Annotated in this window: 8 protein-coding genes, 2 tRNA genes, 4 rRNA genes and 2 pseudogenes; 9 read left to right on the top strand and 7 right to left on the bottom strand. The window is 56.0% G+C overall.

Annotated elements, in window-relative coordinates; genetic code table 11:
* Positions 1-172: 172 nt before the first annotated feature.
* The 4 genes from ACYZT5_RS23950 to ACYZT5_RS23935 all read right to left on the bottom strand — a co-directional run bounded on the left by ACYZT5_RS23950 (position 173) and on the right by ACYZT5_RS23935 (position 4,404).
* Positions 173-1,609, bottom strand: a complete 1,437-nt coding sequence (locus tag ACYZT5_RS23950) for an NAD(P)(+) transhydrogenase (Re/Si-specific) subunit beta (RefSeq protein ID WP_462047682.1) — start codon at positions 1,607-1,609, stop codon at positions 173-175.
* Positions 1,609-1,932, bottom strand: coding sequence for an NAD(P) transhydrogenase subunit alpha part 2 (locus ACYZT5_RS23945; RefSeq protein ID WP_017335806.1), 324 nt, complete (start codon positions 1,930-1,932; stop codon positions 1,609-1,611). The genes ACYZT5_RS23950 and ACYZT5_RS23945 overlap by 1 nt, the downstream gene beginning before the upstream one ends.
* A gap of 15 nt (positions 1,933-1,947) precedes the next feature.
* The gene (locus ACYZT5_RS23940) at positions 1,948-3,069 is read right to left on the bottom strand and encodes a Re/Si-specific NAD(P)(+) transhydrogenase subunit alpha (RefSeq protein WP_462047681.1); all 1,122 of its coding nucleotides are present in this window, start codon (positions 3,067-3,069) and stop codon (positions 1,948-1,950) included.
* Between the two features lie 435 nt (positions 3,070-3,504).
* Positions 3,505-4,404, bottom strand: a complete 900-nt coding sequence (locus ACYZT5_RS23935) for a LysR family transcriptional regulator (RefSeq protein WP_462047680.1) — start codon at positions 4,402-4,404, stop codon at positions 3,505-3,507.
* Between the two features lie 157 nt (positions 4,405-4,561).
* On the opposite strand from ACYZT5_RS23935, the gene ACYZT5_RS23930 reads away from it, so the two are divergent.
* The 8 genes from ACYZT5_RS23930 (at position 4,562) to rrf (ACYZT5_RS23895) (ending at position 13,035) form a co-directional block, all read left to right on the top strand.
* Complete coding sequence (locus tag ACYZT5_RS23930) at positions 4,562-5,743, top strand: acyl-CoA dehydrogenase (RefSeq protein ID WP_462047679.1); 1,182 nt, start codon at positions 4,562-4,564, stop codon at positions 5,741-5,743.
* Positions 5,744-5,756: 13 nt separating this feature from the next.
* Positions 5,757-6,977: a CaiB/BaiF CoA transferase family protein gene (locus ACYZT5_RS23925; RefSeq protein ID WP_462047678.1), complete on the top strand. Its 1,221-nt coding sequence runs from the start codon at positions 5,757-5,759 to the stop codon at positions 6,975-6,977.
* Positions 6,978-7,618: 641 nt separating this feature from the next.
* Positions 7,619-9,157: ribosomal RNA gene (locus tag ACYZT5_RS23920) — 16S ribosomal RNA — on the top strand.
* An 82-nt stretch (positions 9,158-9,239) separates the two neighbouring features.
* A tRNA-Ile gene (locus tag ACYZT5_RS23915) sits at positions 9,240-9,316 on the top strand.
* 28 nt (positions 9,317-9,344) lie between these two features.
* Positions 9,345-9,420: transfer RNA gene (locus ACYZT5_RS23910), tRNA-Ala, on the top strand.
* A 235-nt stretch (positions 9,421-9,655) separates the two neighbouring features.
* Positions 9,656-12,547 (top strand): 23S ribosomal RNA (locus ACYZT5_RS23905).
* A 150-nt stretch (positions 12,548-12,697) separates the two neighbouring features.
* Positions 12,698-12,813: ribosomal RNA gene (rrf, locus tag ACYZT5_RS23900) — 5S ribosomal RNA — on the top strand.
* A 106-nt stretch (positions 12,814-12,919) separates the two neighbouring features.
* Positions 12,920-13,035 (top strand): 5S ribosomal RNA (gene rrf, locus ACYZT5_RS23895).
* The 16S, 23S and 5S rRNA genes sit together here with 2 tRNA genes alongside, the layout of an rRNA operon.
* Positions 13,036-13,141: 106 nt before the next feature.
* Here rrf (ACYZT5_RS23895) and ACYZT5_RS23890 read toward each other — a convergent pair.
* A pseudogene (locus ACYZT5_RS23890) lies at positions 13,142-13,858 on the bottom strand (TonB-dependent receptor domain-containing protein); the annotation flags it as partial.
* Between ACYZT5_RS23890 and ACYZT5_RS23885 the strand changes: the two are divergent.
* A pseudogene (locus ACYZT5_RS23885) lies at positions 13,796-14,014 on the top strand (chemotaxis protein); the annotation flags it as partial. The pseudogenes ACYZT5_RS23890 and ACYZT5_RS23885 sit on opposite strands and share 63 nt — an antisense overlap.
* Positions 14,015-14,072: 58 nt before the next feature.
* Here the strand turns inward: ACYZT5_RS23885 and ACYZT5_RS23880 are convergent.
* Both ACYZT5_RS23880 and ACYZT5_RS23875 read right to left on the bottom strand, forming a co-directional pair.
* Positions 14,073-14,540 carry an SRPBCC family protein gene (locus tag ACYZT5_RS23880; protein ID WP_462047677.1) on the bottom strand — a complete coding sequence of 156 codons (468 nt, stop codon included), beginning with the start codon at positions 14,538-14,540 and terminating at the stop codon, positions 14,073-14,075.
* A 31-nt stretch (positions 14,541-14,571) separates the two neighbouring features.
* Entirely contained in the window at positions 14,572-17,988 is a 3,417-nt protein-coding gene (locus ACYZT5_RS23875) for an amino acid adenylation domain-containing protein (protein ID WP_462047676.1), read from the bottom strand.
* Between the last annotated feature and the right edge of the window lie 6 nt (positions 17,989-17,994).

The following is a 17,994-nucleotide window of genomic DNA, read 5'->3' as shown; positions in this document are numbered from 1 at the left end:
CGGAAGCAAGAAGCGCAGTCTAGTGATTTCAAAAAAATTCGTCCCGCGACCATGGTCGAATGCCGACCCCTGATTTAGAGCCTTTGGTCGGGTTCGCTGGTAATTTCACGGGCAATAAAAAACCCCAGCCTACTAAAGGCTGAGGTTTTGGGTATTGCTGCTTCCGCAGGTTTTACTCGACGGCTTTAACCATGTCTTCGATGACTTTCTTGGCGTCGCCGAAGACCATCATGGTTTTGTCCAGGTAGAACAGTTCGTTGTCCAGGCCGGCATATCCGCTGGCCATCGAGCGCTTGTTGACGATCACGGTCTTGGCTTTATAGGCCTCGAGAATCGGCATACCGGCAATTGGCGATTTCGGATCGTTCTTCGCGGCCGGGTTGACCACGTCGTTGGCGCCGAGCACCAGCACCACGTCGGTCTGACCGAACTCGGAGTTAATGTCATCCATCTCGAACACTTGCTCGTAAGGCACTTCGGCCTCGGCCAGCAGGACGTTCATGTGCCCTGGCATCCGACCCGCCACCGGGTGGATCGCAAACTTCACGGTCACGCCGCGATGAGTCAGCTTCTCCGCCAGTTCCATCAGTGAGTGTTGGGCGCGCGCCACCGCCAGGCCATAACCCGGAACGATGATCACGGTATCGGCGTTGGTCAGCAGGAAGGTCGCATCGTCAGCCGAACCGGATTTCACCGGACGGGCCTCTTTCGAACCTGCCGGGCCAGCTGCATCTGCCGTGTTGCCGAAACCGCCGAGTAATACGTTGAAGAAAGAACGGTTCATCGCCTTGCACATGATGTACGAGAGGATCGCACCGGATGAACCCACCAGGGAGCCGGCAATGATCAGCATCGAGTTGTTCAGCGAGAAGCCGATACCTGCCGCTGCCCAACCGGAGTAGCTGTTGAGCATCGACACCACCACCGGCATATCGGCGCCGCCGATCGGGATGATGATCAGCACACCCATCACGAAGGCCAGGGCCAGCATGAGGGCGAAAGCACCGAGGTTGCCAGTCATCATGAAGGTGATGCCCAGGCCGAGCGTGGCCAAGCCCAACATCAGGTTCAACTTGTGCTGTCCGCCGAACTGTACCGGTGCGCCCTGGAACAGGCGGAACTTGTACTTGCCCGACAGCTTGCCGAACGCGATCACCGAACCGGAGAAGGTAATGGCACCAATGGCCGCACCCAGGAACAGCTCCAGGCGGTTACCGGCCGGAATCGAATCACCCAATTGCTTGACGATACCCAGCGATTGTGGCTCGACGACAGCAGCGATGGCGATGAACACGGCAGCCATACCGATCATGCTGTGCATGAAGGCGACCAGTTCCGGCATCTTGGTCATTTCAACGCGCTTGGCCATGATCGAGCCGGCGGTGCCGCCGACCAGCAGGCCGACGATGACGTAGCCGATGCCAGCGGTGGCCGGCTCAGCACCCAGTTTATAGATGAGGCCGACGGTGGTGAGGATCGCCAACGCCATGCCGAGCATGCCGTACACATTGCCGCGCCGCGAGGTGGTCGGGTGCGACAGGCCTTTCAGGGCCTGGATGAAGCAGATCGACGCGATCAAGTAGAGCGTCGTGACGAGATTCATGCTCATTACTTGGACGCCTCTTCTTTTACCGCTTTCGGGGCTTTTTTCTTGAACATCTCAAGCATCCTGCGGGTAACCAGGAAGCCACCAAACACGTTCACCGCCGCCAGCGCCACCGCCAGGGTGCCCATGGTCTTGCCCAGTGGTGTCACGGTTAATGCCGCCGCCAGCATGGCGCCGACGATTACGATCGCCGAGATTGCGTTGGTTACAGCCATCAAAGGCGTGTGCAGTGCAGGTGTAACGTTCCAGACCACGTGATAACCGACATAAATCGCCAGCACGAAGATGATCAGGTTGTAGATACCGGGGGAAATAAGCTCTTCCATCGTCTGAATCCCTGCTTAGGCGTTTTTGCGGATGACTTGGCCGTCGCGGCACATCAGGCACGCGGCGACGATGTCGTCTTCGAGGTTGATCTCGAACTGGCCTTCTTTGTTGAAGACCAGCTTCAGGAAGTCCAGCAGGTTGCGCGCGTACAGTGCCGAAGCGTCTGCCGCGACTGCGCCGGCCAGGTTGGTCGGGCCGCAAATGATTACGCCATTCTCGATGACGACCTGGTCAGCCACGGTCAGCGGGCAGTTACCACCCTGGGCTGCCGCGAGGTCGATGACCACCGAACCCGGCTTCATCTGCGCCACGGTCTCCGCGCTCAACAACGTTGGCGCCTTGCGGCCCGGGATCAGTGCGGTGGTGATGACAATGTCGGCCTGCTTGGCGCGTTCATGCACGGCCAGGGCCTGGCGTTGCATCCAGCTGGTGGGCATTGGTCGCGCGTAACCGCCGACACCGACGGCGCATTCGCGCTCTTCATCAGTCTCGTAAGGTACGTCGACGAACTTGGCGCCGAGGGATTCGATCTGCTCTTTTACCGCAGGACGCACGTCGGAGGCTTCGATCACTGCACCCAGACGTTTCGCTGTAGCGATCGCCTGCAAACCGGCCACCCCTGCGCCGAGAATCAGCACGCGCGCCGCTTTCACGGTGCCCGCAGCGGTCATCAGCATCGGCATGAAGCGTGGATAGTGGTGAGCGGCCAGCAACACGGCTTTATAGCCGGCGATGTTGGCTTGGGAGGACAGCACATCCAGGCTCTGAGCTCGGGAGGTGCGCGGTGCGGCCTCCAGTGCGAAAGCGGTAATGCCGCACTCAGCCAGCTTGGCAATGGTTTCATTGCTGAACGGATTGAGCATGCCCACCACAACGGTGCCGCTTTTTATCAGCGTCAGTTCGCTGTCGCTGGGGGCGACCACCTTGAGAATCAGCTCGGCACCAAACGCATCGTTGGCGCTGCCAATAATTGCGCCTGCCGCTTCATAGGCACTGTCGACAACGCTGGCGTTAATGCCGGCGCCGCTTTGTACAGTGACCTTATGACCCTGGCCGATCAGCTTCTTGATGGTTTCCGGGGTTGCAGCAACCCGTGTTTCACCTGTCTGGGTTTCGAGAGGAACACCAATGTGCACGTCAAATCTCCTGCGTGATCTTATTGAGTAAACCCAGGCACTTCGGATGGTGCGGCTGGGGCGGCCGATCAGCACGATCCCGCCAAATCAGGGCGGGGCGCGTCATTTTGCAGGCGAACTTAGTGCCCTTCAAGGGGTTATGGCGCGTGACGGAAAATTAACTACAAGTCACCCCGTGACCGAATGTCGCAACTAACTGGTTCAATCCCTTGTATACCGTGCCTTGTAAGGATTCTTGTAAAAATTGAAGAGTTTTCGCATCGGTCAGGTGAATGAGTCGTTATTGCTTCCCAATAGAGGCTCAAGGCCACGTACTCAGGCACTTTTAGGACGTTTGTACTGCTTGTCGGTACAGTCTTCGAATATGCGACAAATACTTATATCTGTAGTGCTTTTGTTTTACTGACTACGGGGTCAGCTAATAAGGCTAAGCCTTTATCCTTCTAGGCTGTAGCTCTGTGCCTGATTGACCAGCCAATCTCGAAATGCCCGTAAAGAGGCCGATTCTACCTTTCGCTCTGGAATCATCAGGTAGTAGGCCTTGATGCTCGACAGCGCTTGGGCGTTGGCTACCACCAGGCGCTTCTCTGCCAGTTCGCGTTGAATCAGAAATGGTGGAATCAGCGCGATCCCCATGTCATGCATCGCCGCTTGGGCAAGCATGGAGAATAGCTCGTAGCGCGGTCCTGTCATGTCGCGCGGCACATTAAGGTGCTGGGAGTTGAACCACTGTCGCCAGGCATAAGGGCGGGTGGTCTGCTGCAGCAGGGGCAATTCGGCGATTTCACCGGGAGACAGGTGTGTCCTTTTCCCCAATAGGTTGGGGCTACACACCGGCATCGGATTTTCGCCCATCAACCTGTGGGATTCGGTACCCGACCAGTCCGCATCGCCAAAATAGATTGCGGCATCGAAGTCGGTGTCGGCAAACAGGAAGGGGCGTGTTCGGTTGGTGAGGTTGACCGTCACTTCCGGGTGCTTTTGCTGGAAGTCCTTGAGTCGTGGCAGCAACCATTGAGTGCCGAAGGTCGGAACCACCGCCAGTTCGATCACGTTGGCGCCTTGCTGGCCCATCACTGACAAGGTGTCCCGCTCAACCGCATCCAGTTGAGTGGCTACCCGTCGGCTGTAGGAAAGGCCGGCCTCCGTCAGCTTGACCCCGCGTCGCGAGCGTCGGAACAGTTCTACGCTGAGGAACTCCTCAAGACTGGCGATCTGTCGGCAAATTGCGCCCTGAGTGAGCGAAAGCTCCTGGGCTGCCTTGGTAAAGCTTTCGTGGCGAGCTGCCGCTTCAAAGCTGATCAGGGCAGTTGTGCTGGGGATTTTCCTGCGCATGTACGTCAACCTCACTAATACATCGCATAAAAGCTATTTTGCGATGTTACGGAGTGAGAAATTAGCACAACAGTATGCAAAATCCTCGTTTGCCGTGACGCCGAACCCGGCCTAGGATCAGTCCACGTTATTTGACCCGATTCGAGAGGACACACTCATGGGCGGTAAAGCTAGCTTCAACTGGATCGATCCCCTGCTGTTGGATCAACAGCTCACCGAAGAAGAGCGCATGATCCGCGACACCGCTGAGCAATTCGCTCAGCAGAAGCTCGCGCCGCGTGTTCTCGAAGCTTTCCGCCATGAAAAGACCGACCCGGCGATCTTCCGCGAGATGGGTGAAGTTGGCCTGCTGGGCGCGACCATCCCCGAGCAGTATGGTGGCAGTGGCCTGAACTACGTCAGCTACGGCCTGATCGCCCGTGAAGTCGAACGTGTCGACTCCGGCTATCGCTCGATGATGAGTGTGCAGTCTTCGCTGGTCATGGTGCCGATCAATGAATTCGGTACCGAAGCCCAGAAACAGAAGTATCTGCCGAAACTGGCTTCAGGCGAATGGATTGGCTGCTTCGGTCTGACCGAGCCTGACCACGGTTCCGACCCGGGCGCGATGATTACTCGTGCACGCAAAGTGGAAGGCGGCTACAGCCTGACCGGCAACAAGATGTGGATCACCAACAGCCCGATTGCCGATGTGTTCGTGGTCTGGGGCAAAGACGACGCTGGCGACATCCGTGGATTCGTTCTGGAGAAGGGCTGGAAAGGCCTGAGTGCTCCTGCGATTCATGGCAAGGTTGGTCTGCGTGCATCCATCACCGGCGAGATCGTCATGGACAACGTGTTTGTCCCTGAAGAGAACATCTTCCCGGATGTCCGTGGTTTGAAAGGTCCTTTTACGTGCCTCAACTCGGCGCGTTATGGTATTTCCTGGGGTGCGCTGGGTGCTGCCGAGTTCTGCTGGCACACCGCTCGCCAGTACACCCTGGATCGTCAGCAGTTCGGGCGCCCACTGGCCGCCACTCAGCTGATCCAGAAGAAGCTGGCCGACATGCAAACCGAGATCACCATGGCGTTGCAAGGCTGCCTGCGTCTGGGTCGTATGAAAGATGAAGGTACTGCGGCGGTCGAAATCACTTCGATGATGAAGCGCAACTCCTGCGGCAAGTCCCTGGACATTGCTCGCATGGCGCGCGACATGCTGGGTGGTAACGGTATTTCCGATGAGTTCGGTGTTGCTCGCCATTTGGTCAACCTGGAAGTAGTGAATACCTATGAAGGTACGCATGACGTCCACGCACTGATCCTCGGTCGTGCGCAGACTGGCATCCAGGCGTTCTATTAATAGGAGAACGGCCATGGGCGCGCTTTCGCATCTACGGGTACTGGATTTATCGCGGGTGCTGGCCGGGCCCTGGGCTGGACAGATTCTTGCTGATCTCGGCGCCGAGGTGATCAAGGTCGAGCGGCCGGGCAATGGCGATGACACGCGCGCCTGGGGGCCTCCCTTCCTTAAAGACGCCTATGGCGAGAACACTAGCGAAGCCGCTTATTACTTGTCGGCCAATCGTAACAAGCAATCGGTCACCATCGACTTCACACGCCCGGAGGGGCAAAAGCTGGTGCGTGAGTTGGCGGCCAAGTCGGACATCCTCATCGAGAACTTTAAGGTGGGTGGTCTGGCGGCTTATGGGCTGGACTATAAGTCGCTAAAGGCGATCAATCCGAATCTGATTTATTGCTCAATTACCGGGTTTGGCCAGACGGGCCCTTACGCCAAGCGCGCGGGTTATGACTTCATGATCCAGGGGCTTGGCGGTCTGATGAGCCTGACTGGGCGTCCCGAAGGTGACGAAGGTGCTGGCCCGGTAAAAGTCGGCGTGGCGCTGACGGACATCTTGACCGGTCTCTACTCGACGGTGGCTATCCTGGCGGCACTGGCTCATCGCGATCATGACGGCGGCGGTCAGCATATTGATATGGCGCTGTTGGATGTTCAGGTGGCTTGTCTGGCTAACCAGGCAATGAATTACCTGACTACAGGTAATGCTCCGAAGCGCCTGGGTAATGCTCATCCGAATATTGTGCCTTATCAGGACTTTCCTACGGCGGATGGAGACTTCATCCTCACCGTGGGTAATGACGGGCAGTTTCGCAAGTTTGCTGAAGTGGCTGGTCAGCCGCAGTGGGCGGATGATCCACGCTTTGCGACCAACAAGTTGCGGGTGGCGAATCGTGCGGTGTTGATTCCGCTCATACGCCAGGCGACGGTGTTCAAGACTACTGCTGAGTGGGTACTGCAGCTTGAGCAGGCAGGCGTGCCGTGCGGCCCGATCAATGATCTGGCTCAGGTGTTTGCCGATCCTCAGGTTAAGGCGCGTGGGTTGGCGATTGAGTTGCCTCATGTGCTGGCAGGGATGGTGCCGCAGGTGGCGAGTCCGATTCGTCTGTCCGAAACGCCTGTGGAGTACCGCAATGCGCCTCCTTTATTGGGTGAGCACACATTGGAGGTTCTGCAGCGAGTGTTGGGTCTGGATGCTGGCGCCGTGGCGGCTTTCAAAGAGGCTGGGGTACTCTGAGAATCCCTTCTATATAGAGGGAGTGGTTTTGCCCTCCTATATAGAGGGAAATGGGCTGGTTTCCAGCTTTCTACAAGTGATTGATAGAAAAGCGCAATTAAGGGTTGACGGCAGATTCTGGAAGTCTATAATTCGCCCCACTTCCGGCGCAGTCGAAACGGAAAACTCCTTGGTAAACAATGAGTTACGCAGTTTTCGACAGCGGTTACGCTTCAGGTCATCGAAGCCAGAAGGAGTCGGTCAGGCAGTGTGTTTTCGCCTAATTGACGATTCGATCTTCTCGGTCGAAAGCGGTGTAAAAGAGGTGTTGACAGCAGCGAGTAACGCTGTAGAATTCGCCTCCCGCTAACGAGAGATCGAAAGCGCAAGTGGTTGAAGTTACAAAGGAAACTTTGAAAACTTCTGAAAATAACCGCTTGACAGCAACAGAGGCTGCTGTAGAATGCGCGCCTCGGTTGAGACGAAAGCTCTTAACCAACCGCTCTTTAACAACTGAATCAAGCAATTCGTGTGGGTGCTTGTGGGGTCAGACTGATAGTCAACAAGATTATCAGCATCACAAGTTACTCCGCGAGAAATCAAAGATGTAACCAACGATTGCTGAGCCAAGTTTAGGGTTTCTTAAAAACCCAAAGATGTTTGAACTGAAGAGTTTGATCATGGCTCAGATTGAACGCTGGCGGCAGGCCTAACACATGCAAGTCGAGCGGCAGCACGGGTACTTGTACCTGGTGGCGAGCGGCGGACGGGTGAGTAATGCCTAGGAATCTGCCTGGTAGTGGGGGATAACGCTCGGAAACGGACGCTAATACCGCATACGTCCTACGGGAGAAAGCAGGGGACCTTCGGGCCTTGCGCTATCAGATGAGCCTAGGTCGGATTAGCTAGTTGGTGAGGTAATGGCTCACCAAGGCGACGATCCGTAACTGGTCTGAGAGGATGATCAGTCACACTGGAACTGAGACACGGTCCAGACTCCTACGGGAGGCAGCAGTGGGGAATATTGGACAATGGGCGAAAGCCTGATCCAGCCATGCCGCGTGTGTGAAGAAGGTCTTCGGATTGTAAAGCACTTTAAGTTGGGAGGAAGGGCATTTACCTAATACGTAAGTGTTTTGACGTTACCGACAGAATAAGCACCGGCTAACTCTGTGCCAGCAGCCGCGGTAATACAGAGGGTGCAAGCGTTAATCGGAATTACTGGGCGTAAAGCGCGCGTAGGTGGTTCGTTAAGTTGGATGTGAAATCCCCGGGCTCAACCTGGGAACTGCATTCAAAACTGTCGAGCTAGAGTATGGTAGAGGGTGGTGGAATTTCCTGTGTAGCGGTGAAATGCGTAGATATAGGAAGGAACACCAGTGGCGAAGGCGACCACCTGGACTGATACTGACACTGAGGTGCGAAAGCGTGGGGAGCAAACAGGATTAGATACCCTGGTAGTCCACGCCGTAAACGATGTCAACTAGCCGTTGGGAGCCTTGAGCTCTTAGTGGCGCAGCTAACGCATTAAGTTGACCGCCTGGGGAGTACGGCCGCAAGGTTAAAACTCAAATGAATTGACGGGGGCCCGCACAAGCGGTGGAGCATGTGGTTTAATTCGAAGCAACGCGAAGAACCTTACCAGGCCTTGACATCCAATGAACTTTCCAGAGATGGATCGGTGCCTTCGGGAACATTGAGACAGGTGCTGCATGGCTGTCGTCAGCTCGTGTCGTGAGATGTTGGGTTAAGTCCCGTAACGAGCGCAACCCTTGTCCTTAGTTACCAGCACGTCATGGTGGGCACTCTAAGGAGACTGCCGGTGACAAACCGGAGGAAGGTGGGGATGACGTCAAGTCATCATGGCCCTTACGGCCTGGGCTACACACGTGCTACAATGGTCGGTACAGAGGGTTGCCAAGCCGCGAGGTGGAGCTAATCCCAGAAAACCGATCGTAGTCCGGATCGCAGTCTGCAACTCGACTGCGTGAAGTCGGAATCGCTAGTAATCGCGAATCAGAATGTCGCGGTGAATACGTTCCCGGGCCTTGTACACACCGCCCGTCACACCATGGGAGTGGGTTGCACCAGAAGTAGCTAGTCTAACCTTCGGGGGGACGGTTACCACGGTGTGATTCATGACTGGGGTGAAGTCGTAACAAGGTAGCCGTAGGGGAACCTGCGGCTGGATCACCTCCTTAATCGACGACATCAGCTGCTCCATAAGTTCCCACACGAATTGCTTGATTCATTGAAGAAGACGATAAGAAGCAGCCCGAAATTGGGTCTGTAGCTCAGTTGGTTAGAGCGCACCCCTGATAAGGGTGAGGTCGGCAGTTCGAATCTGCCCAGACCCACCAATTTTTGTGTGGGAACCTGTAGCAATACGGGGCCATAGCTCAGCTGGGAGAGCGCCTGCCTTGCACGCAGGAGGTCAACGGTTCGATCCCGTTTGGCTCCACCACTACTGCTTCTGTTGTTGAAAGCTTAGAAATGAGCATTCCATCGTGATGATGGTGAATGTTGATTTCTAGTCTTTGGCTAGATCGTTCTTTAAAAATTTGGGTATGTGATAGAAAGATAGACTGAACGTTACTTTCACTGGTAACGGATCAGGCTAAGGTAAAATTTGTGAGTTAAATTGCGAATTTTCGGCGAATGTCGTCTTCACAGTATAACCAGATTGCTTGGGGTTATATGGTCAAGTGAAGAAGCGCATACGGTGGATGCCTTGGCAGTCAGAGGCGATGAAAGACGTGGTAGCCTGCGAAAAGCTTCGGGGAGTCGGCAAACAGACTGTGATCCGGAGATGTCTGAATGGGGGAACCCAGCCATCATAAGATGGTTATCTTAAGCTGAATACATAGGCTTAAGAGGCGAACCAGGGGAACTGAAACATCTAAGTACCCTGAGGAAAAGAAATCAACCGAGATTCCCTTAGTAGTGGCGAGCGAACGGGGACTAGCCCTTAAGTGGCTTTGAGATTAGCGGAACGCTCTGGAAAGTGCGGCCATAGTGGGTGATAGCCCTGTACGCGAAAATCTCTTGGCCATGAAATCGAGTAGGACGGAGCACGAGAAACTTTGTCTGAATATGGGGGGACCATCCTCCAAGGCTAAATACTACTGACTGACCGATAGTGAACTAGTACCGTGAGGGAAAGGCGAAAAGAACCCCGGAGAGGGGAGTGAAATAGATCCTGAAACCGTATGCGTACAAGCAGTGGGAGCCCACTTTGTTGGGTGACTGCGTACCTTTTGTATAATGGGTCAGCGACTTATTTTCAGTGGCGAGCTTAACCGAATAGGGGAGGCGTAGCGAAAGCGAGTCTTAATAGGGCGTCTAGTCGCTGGGAATAGACCCGAAACCGGGCGATCTATCCATGGGCAGGTTGAAGGTTGGGTAACACTAACTGGAGGACCGAACCGACTACCGTTGAAAAGTTAGCGGATGACCTGTGGATCGGAGTGAAAGGCTAATCAAGCTCGGAGATAGCTGGTTCTCCTCGAAAGCTATTTAGGTAGCGCCTCATGTATCACTGTAGGGGGTAGAGCACTGTTTCGGCTAGGGGGTCATCCCGACTTACCAAACCGATGCAAACTCCGAATACCTACAAGTGCCGAGCATGGGAGACACACGGCGGGTGCTAACGTCCGTCGTGAAAAGGGAAACAACCCAGACCGTCAGCTAAGGTCCCAAAGTTATGGTTAAGTGGGAAACGATGTGGGAAGGCTTAGACAGCTAGGAGGTTGGCTTAGAAGCAGCCACCCTTTAAAGAAAGCGTAATAGCTCACTAGTCGAGTCGGCCTGCGCGGAAGATGTAACGGGGCTCAAACCATACACCGAAGCTACGGGTATCACTTAGGTGATGCGGTAGAGGAGCGTTCTGTAAGCCTGTGAAGGTGAGTTGAGAAGCTTGCTGGAGGTATCAGAAGTGCGAATGCTGACATGAGTAACGACAATGGGTGTGAAAAACACCCACGCCGAAAGACCAAGGTTTCCTGCGCAACGTTAATCGACGCAGGGTTAGTCGGTCCCTAAGGCGAGGCTGAAAAGCGTAGTCGATGGAAAACAGGTTAATATTCCTGTACTTCTGGTTATTGCGATGGAGGGACGGAGAAGGCTAGGCCAGCTTGGCGTTGGTTGTCCAAGTTTAAGGTGGTAGGCTGGAATCTTAGGTAAATCCGGGATTCCAAGGCCGAGAGCTGATGACGAGTTACCCTTTGGGTGACGAAGTGGTTGATGCCATGCTTCCAAGAAAAGCTTCTAAGCTTCAGGTAACCAGGAACCGTACCCCAAACCGACACAGGTGGTTGGGTAGAGAATACCAAGGCGCTTGAGAGAACTCGGGTGAAGGAACTAGGCAAAATGGCACCGTAACTTCGGGAGAAGGTGCGCCGGTGAGGGTGAAGCATTTACTGCGTAAGCCCATGCCGGTCGAAGATACCAGGCCGCTGCGACTGTTTATTAAAAACACAGCACTCTGCAAACACGAAAGTGGACGTATAGGGTGTGACGCCTGCCCGGTGCCGGAAGGTTAATTGATGGGGTTAGCTAACGCGAAGCTCTTGATCGAAGCCCCGGTAAACGGCGGCCGTAACTATAACGGTCCTAAGGTAGCGAAATTCCTTGTCGGGTAAGTTCCGACCTGCACGAATGGCGTAACGATGGCGGCGCTGTCTCCACCCGAGACTCAGTGAAATTGAAATCGCTGTGAAGATGCAGTGTATCCGCGGCTAGACGGAAAGACCCCGTGAACCTTTACTATAGCTTTGCACTGGACTTTGAATTTGCTTGTGTAGGATAGGTGGGAGGCTTTGAAGCGTGGACGCCAGTTCGCGTGGAGCCAACCTTGAAATACCACCCTGGCAACTTTGAGGTTCTAACTCAGGTCCGTTATCCGGATCGAGGACAGTGTATGGTGGGTAGTTTGACTGGGGCGGTCTCCTCCTAAAGAGTAACGGAGGAGTACGAAGGTGCGCTCAGACCGGTCGGAAATCGGTCGTAGAGTATAAAGGCAAAAGCGCGCTTGACTGCGAGACAGACACGTCGAGCAGGTACGAAAGTAGGTCTTAGTGATCCGGTGGTTCTGTATGGAAGGGCCATCGCTCAACGGATAAAAGGTACTCCGGGGATAACAGGCTGATACCGCCCAAGAGTTCATATCGACGGCGGTGTTTGGCACCTCGATGTCGGCTCATCACATCCTGGGGCTGAAGCCGGTCCCAAGGGTATGGCTGTTCGCCATTTAAAGTGGTACGCGAGCTGGGTTTAGAACGTCGTGAGACAGTTCGGTCCCTATCTGCCGTGGACGTTTGAGATTTGAGAGGGGCTGCTCCTAGTACGAGAGGACCGGAGTGGACGAACCTCTGGTGTTCCGGTTGTCACGCCAGTGGCATTGCCGGGTAGCTATGTTCGGAATAGATAACCGCTGAAAGCATCTAAGCGGGAAACTAGCCTCAAGATGAGATCTCACTGGGACCTTGAGTCCCCTGAAGGGCCGTCGAAGACTACGACGTTGATAGGTTGGGTGTGTAAGCGCTGTGAGGCGTTGAGCTAACCAATACTAATTGCCCGTGAGGCTTGACCATATAACACCCAAGCAATTTGCGTCGAAAGGCCAGATTGCGGTGTGTGAAGACGACACAAGTCGAAAATTCGCAACGCAACCCACAAATCTATCACTTGCCCATTCGCTGGAGCGTGAACCTGCAACGGCCCACGACCTGGCTACCGAATTTCTTGACGACCATAGAGCATTGGAACCACCTGATCCCATCCCGAACTCAGCAGTGAAACGATGCATCGCCGATGGTAGTGTGGGGTTTCCCCATGTGAGAGTAGGTCATCGTCAAGATTAAATTCCGAAACCCCTATCTGCGTATGCAGGTAGGGGTTTTGTTTTAGTAGAAGTCACCAATTTTTCTGGCACGTTACGCTGTAACGGGCTGGTCACAGAATTTCTTGACGACCATAGAGCATTGGAACCACCTGATCCCATCCCGAACTCAGCAGTGAAACGATGCATCGCCGATGGTAGTGTGGGGTTTCCCCATGTGAGAGTAGGTCATCGTCAAGATTGAATTTCAAAACCCCTGTCTGCTAACGCAGACAGGGGTTTTGTCGTTATGGGCTCGCTAAACGCTCAGTGACGCCATAGCCAAACCAGTGGATGTTCCCGCCTCGACATATCGCACGCCACCACCCAATCGCAGATCATCGAGTGCCGCGCTGTTGAACGTGTAGTCAGCCCAGATCGAGGCCATGTGCCGTGGCGCCTGGGTCGGCGAGTTGCCCTTGTTCTCGATCACGTTGGTGGCCGTACTCAAGGTGCTGATCATCGACTTCGTACTCGATGTCGGTGAAGGTGTAGCTGCCGAGTACTTTAAGGTTGTCGGTCAGCTGCATGTGCGCTTCCAGTTCCAGGCCCTGGGCGTCATTGAAACGGTGCTCAAACTGATAACCGAAGGACTGCTGATCACGCTGGAAGCCAACAATGTCCGGCTCCCCCTCGAAGAAGTGCGGGGAGATCCGATTACCATTGCGCTGATGGATTGTGCCGTCGGCCGGCACGCCGCCGTGATAACCGCTATCTGGATCGTGTTGCAAATAGGCTTGCAGGGTCCGCGAAGTATCTTCGGTGAAATCGATGCTCACCGTAGGCGCGAGACGAAACGCTTTTCCTTGTTGCGATCGAACTGTGTGTCGGACTGATCCGCCAGCCCTGTCAGGCGATAGTCTATGCGTTTGTCATTATCCACCGGGCCGCTGAAGTCGAAACCCATTCCGCGCTGACCCTGGGTGCCCACTGTGGCATGAACCTGGTGATAGGAGGCCTCATACAGCGCATCGGCGAAATCGACGGTATGAACCAGTCGGTGGCCGCGGCGACCGAAGAGCAGACGGCAGTAGTGGAAACCCTAAACGTCGACGTTAACCAGATCAACCTGCTGAACCAGCAGAGCGTGGCCAACCTCAATGAAACGTTGAAGGATTGCGATGCTTTGTCCCAGCAGGCGAACCGGCTGAAGCAGTTGGTCGACAGCTTCAAAATCTGATCGAGCGATGTAAAAAAGAGCCCGCTGTGGAGTGATCCGCAGCGGGCTTTCTTATGCCCTACGCAAACAGTTTCAGCACATTGTTCATCGCATCATCGGCAAAGCCCTGAACGAAATCCTTGAACCCCGGAAACGCCTCGGCACCGCCCTGTGCGGGTTCGGCGATGATGGTCCAGGTCGCCCGCGACTTACCCGCATCCAGCGGTTCAACACTCATCGCCGCCCACAAGTTGGCCACGCCCAGCGTGTTGTAGATCGTGGTCCACGTCATGTTCAGCGCCTGATCGTCTCGGGAGTTAAGTTGCTCGACCACCAGGTTGCCGTCCTTGAAGAATTTCTTGCGCAGGGACGACACGCCTTCGCCGGTCATTTCGATGTGCGACAGCGCCGGAATGAATTGATCGAAGCCGGCAAAGTTACCGACCACTGCCCAGACTTTCTCGGCATCGGCCGGCACTTCCACCGAGGACACCACGTGGCAGCCTTGAGGATTTTTGATCAGGGTATCGGGTTGCAGAGTGCTCATGGTCTTGCTCCATTCTTGGGGTTGGGTTGAATCAGATGAAATTGATTTCTTTGAGGTAGTCGCAGCCGCGACGCAGCAGTGCCGGGGACTTTTCCGGGTAGTGCGCGCCCATCTGCCGGACGCCGGCCTGGGCGTTGTCGTGGCCGATCATCGAAATGTCGCCGATGTCTTCCTCGAAGCCGTTGAGGTAGAAACCGAGTACGCCGAACAACGCGTTGTCGCTGTCGACCCGGCCCAATTGCTGCTGCCAGTCGGCGACGCTGACCATGGAAAACTCGCGACCCGCCTCACGAAATGATGCGACGTAGGCATCCCAGCTCAGGGGTTCGGGGTTGTGCAGGTTGAACACCGCTTTTTCGGATGAGTAACGGCTGGCATGGAAGGCGATGAACCGGGCCAGAAAGTCCACCGGCATCAGGTCGAAATTCAGTGCGAACTCCGGCACCTGGCCGAGCTGGATCGAACCTTTGAGCATCAGCATCAAGCGATTCTTGTGGGGCTGGCAGACACCCGTGAGGCTGTTGAAACTGATGTTGCCGGGGCGATAAAGATTGACCCGTACGCCACGCTCGCGAGCCCGTTCGAGGATTCGCTCACCGACCCATTTGGACAGGTTGTAGCCGTTCTTGATGTAGATCGGCGGCGTCTGTGCGGCGGGCATTTCCAGCACCCGGCCATCGGCGGCAATCGTGCTGGAGGCCGAGAGCGTGGAGACAAAATTGAAGATCTTTTTGCTGCGCCCTTCACACAACCGAAGGCACTCGAAAATCGGCTCGACGTTATCCCGCGCCAGCGACTCGTAGTCGAGTACGTGATTGACGTTGGCGGCGTTGTGCACCAATGCGCCGAACTGCCGATCCAGTCGCTCGTAAACATCCGCTTCGAGCCCCAATGACGGACGAGTAATGTCCGCCGCGTAAACCCGCACTCGGCTCAGGTCCAGATGGTCCAGACGATTTTCCCGCAACGCGTGAGCGAAGCGCTCGGCCGCCGATTGCCCACCGCCATCGCGCACCAGGCAGGCGACTTCGCTGGCGCCCCAGGCGAGCAATGCTTCGACGATGTGCACGCCGACAAAGCTGTTGGCGCCAGTAACGATCACCTTGTGCACGTCGCCCATACGGTTGACTGGCAACGGCTGGATATCCAGTTCGCGGAAGGCATCGGCCATGGCCTTTTCGCTCAATACCTCTTCGGTGCCGGAGCCGCGCACCAAGGTTGCTAACTTAGCGATAGTGGGTAATTCGATGAAGCGGTTGATCGAGATGCTGCGACCGAACTCTTCCCGCAAACGCAAAAGCATGCGCGACAACAGGATCGAGTGGCCACCCAAGTTGAAGAAACTTTCATCGGTGGAAATATCGCTGGCCGGCAGCTCCAGCAGCTCAGCCCAGATCTCCAGCAACAGCGCCTCATCAGCACTGGCGGGCAAGCGTCGCAACGTGTTTTCGGAGACATTCACGGGCATCGCCAGCAGCGCCTTGCGGTCGACTTTGCCGTTGCTGGCGAACGGCATATTCGCCAGTTCGGTCCATGCGACGGGCTGCATGTAGTCCGGCAGAAACTGCATGGAGTGAGCTTTCAGCGCTTCGCGAGCGGTGCCGGGTTGATCCTCCTGAGGCTGCGCGAGGAAGGCCAGAATCCGTCGATGGCTGTCGATGACGACTGCCACCTGGCGGTACAGCTGACTGTCGCGCAAGCAGCGTTCGATTTCTTCCGGCTCGACCCGAAAGCCACGAATCTTCACCTGATTGTCGCGCCGTCCGCAGAGCTCGATGCCGTCGCTGGTCCACTTCGCCATGTCGCCGGTGCGGTAGGCGCGCAGGCTCCGGCCATTCGGCAGGTTCAGGTTCAGATAACGTTCGGCAGTCTGCTGCGGGTTGTTCAGATACCCCAGGCACACACCCGGCCCGACGATGTATAACTCACCGACCGTCTGTTCGGTCACCGGTTGAAAATCCTCATCGAGAATCAGCACCTGACTGTTGGCGATTGGCGCACCGAGGGTGCGGTTGTTGTCGCCGGTGCGCAGTTGCCGCGCGGTAATCAACACTGTCGCTTCGGTAGGGCCGTAGAGGTTGTAGAGGTTGCCCTGGCGGGTGAGCTGCTCGATGACATAGGGTTCGCAGACATCGCCGCCAGTCATCACGTGATCGAGGCATTGCAATTGATCCAACGGCAGGATGCTCAACAACGCCGGCGGCAAAAAGGCGTGGCTCAGATGCTGATGGCGGATCAGTTCGACCAATTGCAACGGATCGCGACGTTGATCGTCGCCGGGCACGATCAGTTCGGCGCCCTGGAGCAGGGTCGGGAAAATATCGATCAGCGACGAGTCGAAACTCAATGACGAAAATTGCAGCACCCGACTCTGCTCGGTCAGCTGCACGTAGTCGGCGTACCACGCGGTGAAATGGGCGAGGTTGGCCTGGCTGAGCAACACGCCTTTGGGATGGCCGGTGGTGCCCGAGGTGTAGAGCGCCATGCACGGCGCCTCTAGATCGGGTCGTTGACGCATCAAGGGTTGATCGAGGTCCACGTCATCGATGTCGATACGGCTGATGTCGAGTCCCGGTATTTTGGCCGCGAGCGGATGCTCACCGTCATGCAGCAGCAACACGGCCCCGGCGTTTTCCAGGATGTACTGCTGGCGTTGCAGGGGATGGCTCGGCTCCAGCGGCAAATACACCGCGCCGCTGCCGAGAATCGCCAGAATTCCCGCATACAACGCACTGCATTTCGGCAGGCAGATCCCGACCACCAATGGCCCCTGATGCCGAGCGAGCAACGGCAGCAATCGCTGCTGGATCGCGCGGCTGTGGGCGTGCAATTGCCGATAGCTCAGGGACGTGCCGGCAATGTTCAGCGCGGGTCGTTCGGCACACCGGATGAAGCGCTGCTCAAGGCGCTCAATCATCGGGATTTGGCTGAGTTCCAGCAGCGCGGGTGCAGCCGTGATATTGAGCCGATGGAAAAACGCGAGGCTCTCCAAATAAAGCAGGTTTTCCACGTGCTCGAAGCGAGCGGGAGCCGCAGGGTCGGCCAGCCGAAAATAGTCGGCATCGCGAGAGTAACGGCTGACCAGCAGCGCCACGTGATTGACCAGTTCCGCCACTGCCCGCAGGCGCAATGCCTGGCCGTTGCCCGAAGGTTCGTCGGTGATCGGCACGCGAGTGAACAGCGTCGAACCGTACGAGCACAGCAAGTCCAGCGGCGGCAGGCCAGAAACTCCAGGCTCACCGATACCCAGCTGCAGCGTCAGTCGCGGCGCATCGCCGACGTCTTGAACAGGCAGGCTGGCGTCGTCGATCAGCAAATCAGCACTACCCAACGGCTGCTTGTCGACGGCAGTCAGGCGCACCAGGGAATGACCGTGTTGTTCAAGTTCCAGCGCCAGGTCGGTCAGGGCCTGGCTTTGTCCAATGAGCAGAATGTCGAGACGTCTCATGATGTG

Source organism: Pseudomonas sp. LB3P14 (assembly GCF_054898045.1).
Note: the sequence above shows the minus strand (reverse complement) of the source record. Positions and strands in the feature narration are given on the sequence as shown.

What these genes read in the sequence shown, in the direction of transcription:
- ACYZT5_RS23950 (WP_462047682.1), bottom strand. Translation starts at nt 1,609, where the DNA reads ATGAGCATGAATCTCGTCACGACGCTCTACTTGATCGCGTCGATCTGC.
- ACYZT5_RS23880 (WP_462047677.1), bottom strand. Translation starts at nt 14,540, where the DNA reads ATGAGCACTCTGCAACCCGATACCCTGATCAAAAATCCTCAAGGCTGC.
- ACYZT5_RS23945 (WP_017335806.1), bottom strand. Translation starts at nt 1,932, where the DNA reads ATGGAAGAGCTTATTTCCCCCGGTATCTACAACCTGATCATCTTCGTG.
- ACYZT5_RS23935 (WP_462047680.1), bottom strand. Translation starts at nt 4,404, where the DNA reads ATGCGCAGGAAAATCCCCAGCACAACTGCCCTGATCAGCTTTGAAGCG.
- ACYZT5_RS23875 (WP_462047676.1), bottom strand. Translation starts at nt 17,988, where the DNA reads ATGAGACGTCTCGACATTCTGCTCATTGGACAAAGCCAGGCCCTGACC.
- ACYZT5_RS23930 (WP_462047679.1), top strand. Translation starts at nt 4,562, where the DNA reads ATGGGCGGTAAAGCTAGCTTCAACTGGATCGATCCCCTGCTGTTGGAT.
- ACYZT5_RS23925 (WP_462047678.1), top strand. Translation starts at nt 5,757, where the DNA reads ATGGGCGCGCTTTCGCATCTACGGGTACTGGATTTATCGCGGGTGCTG.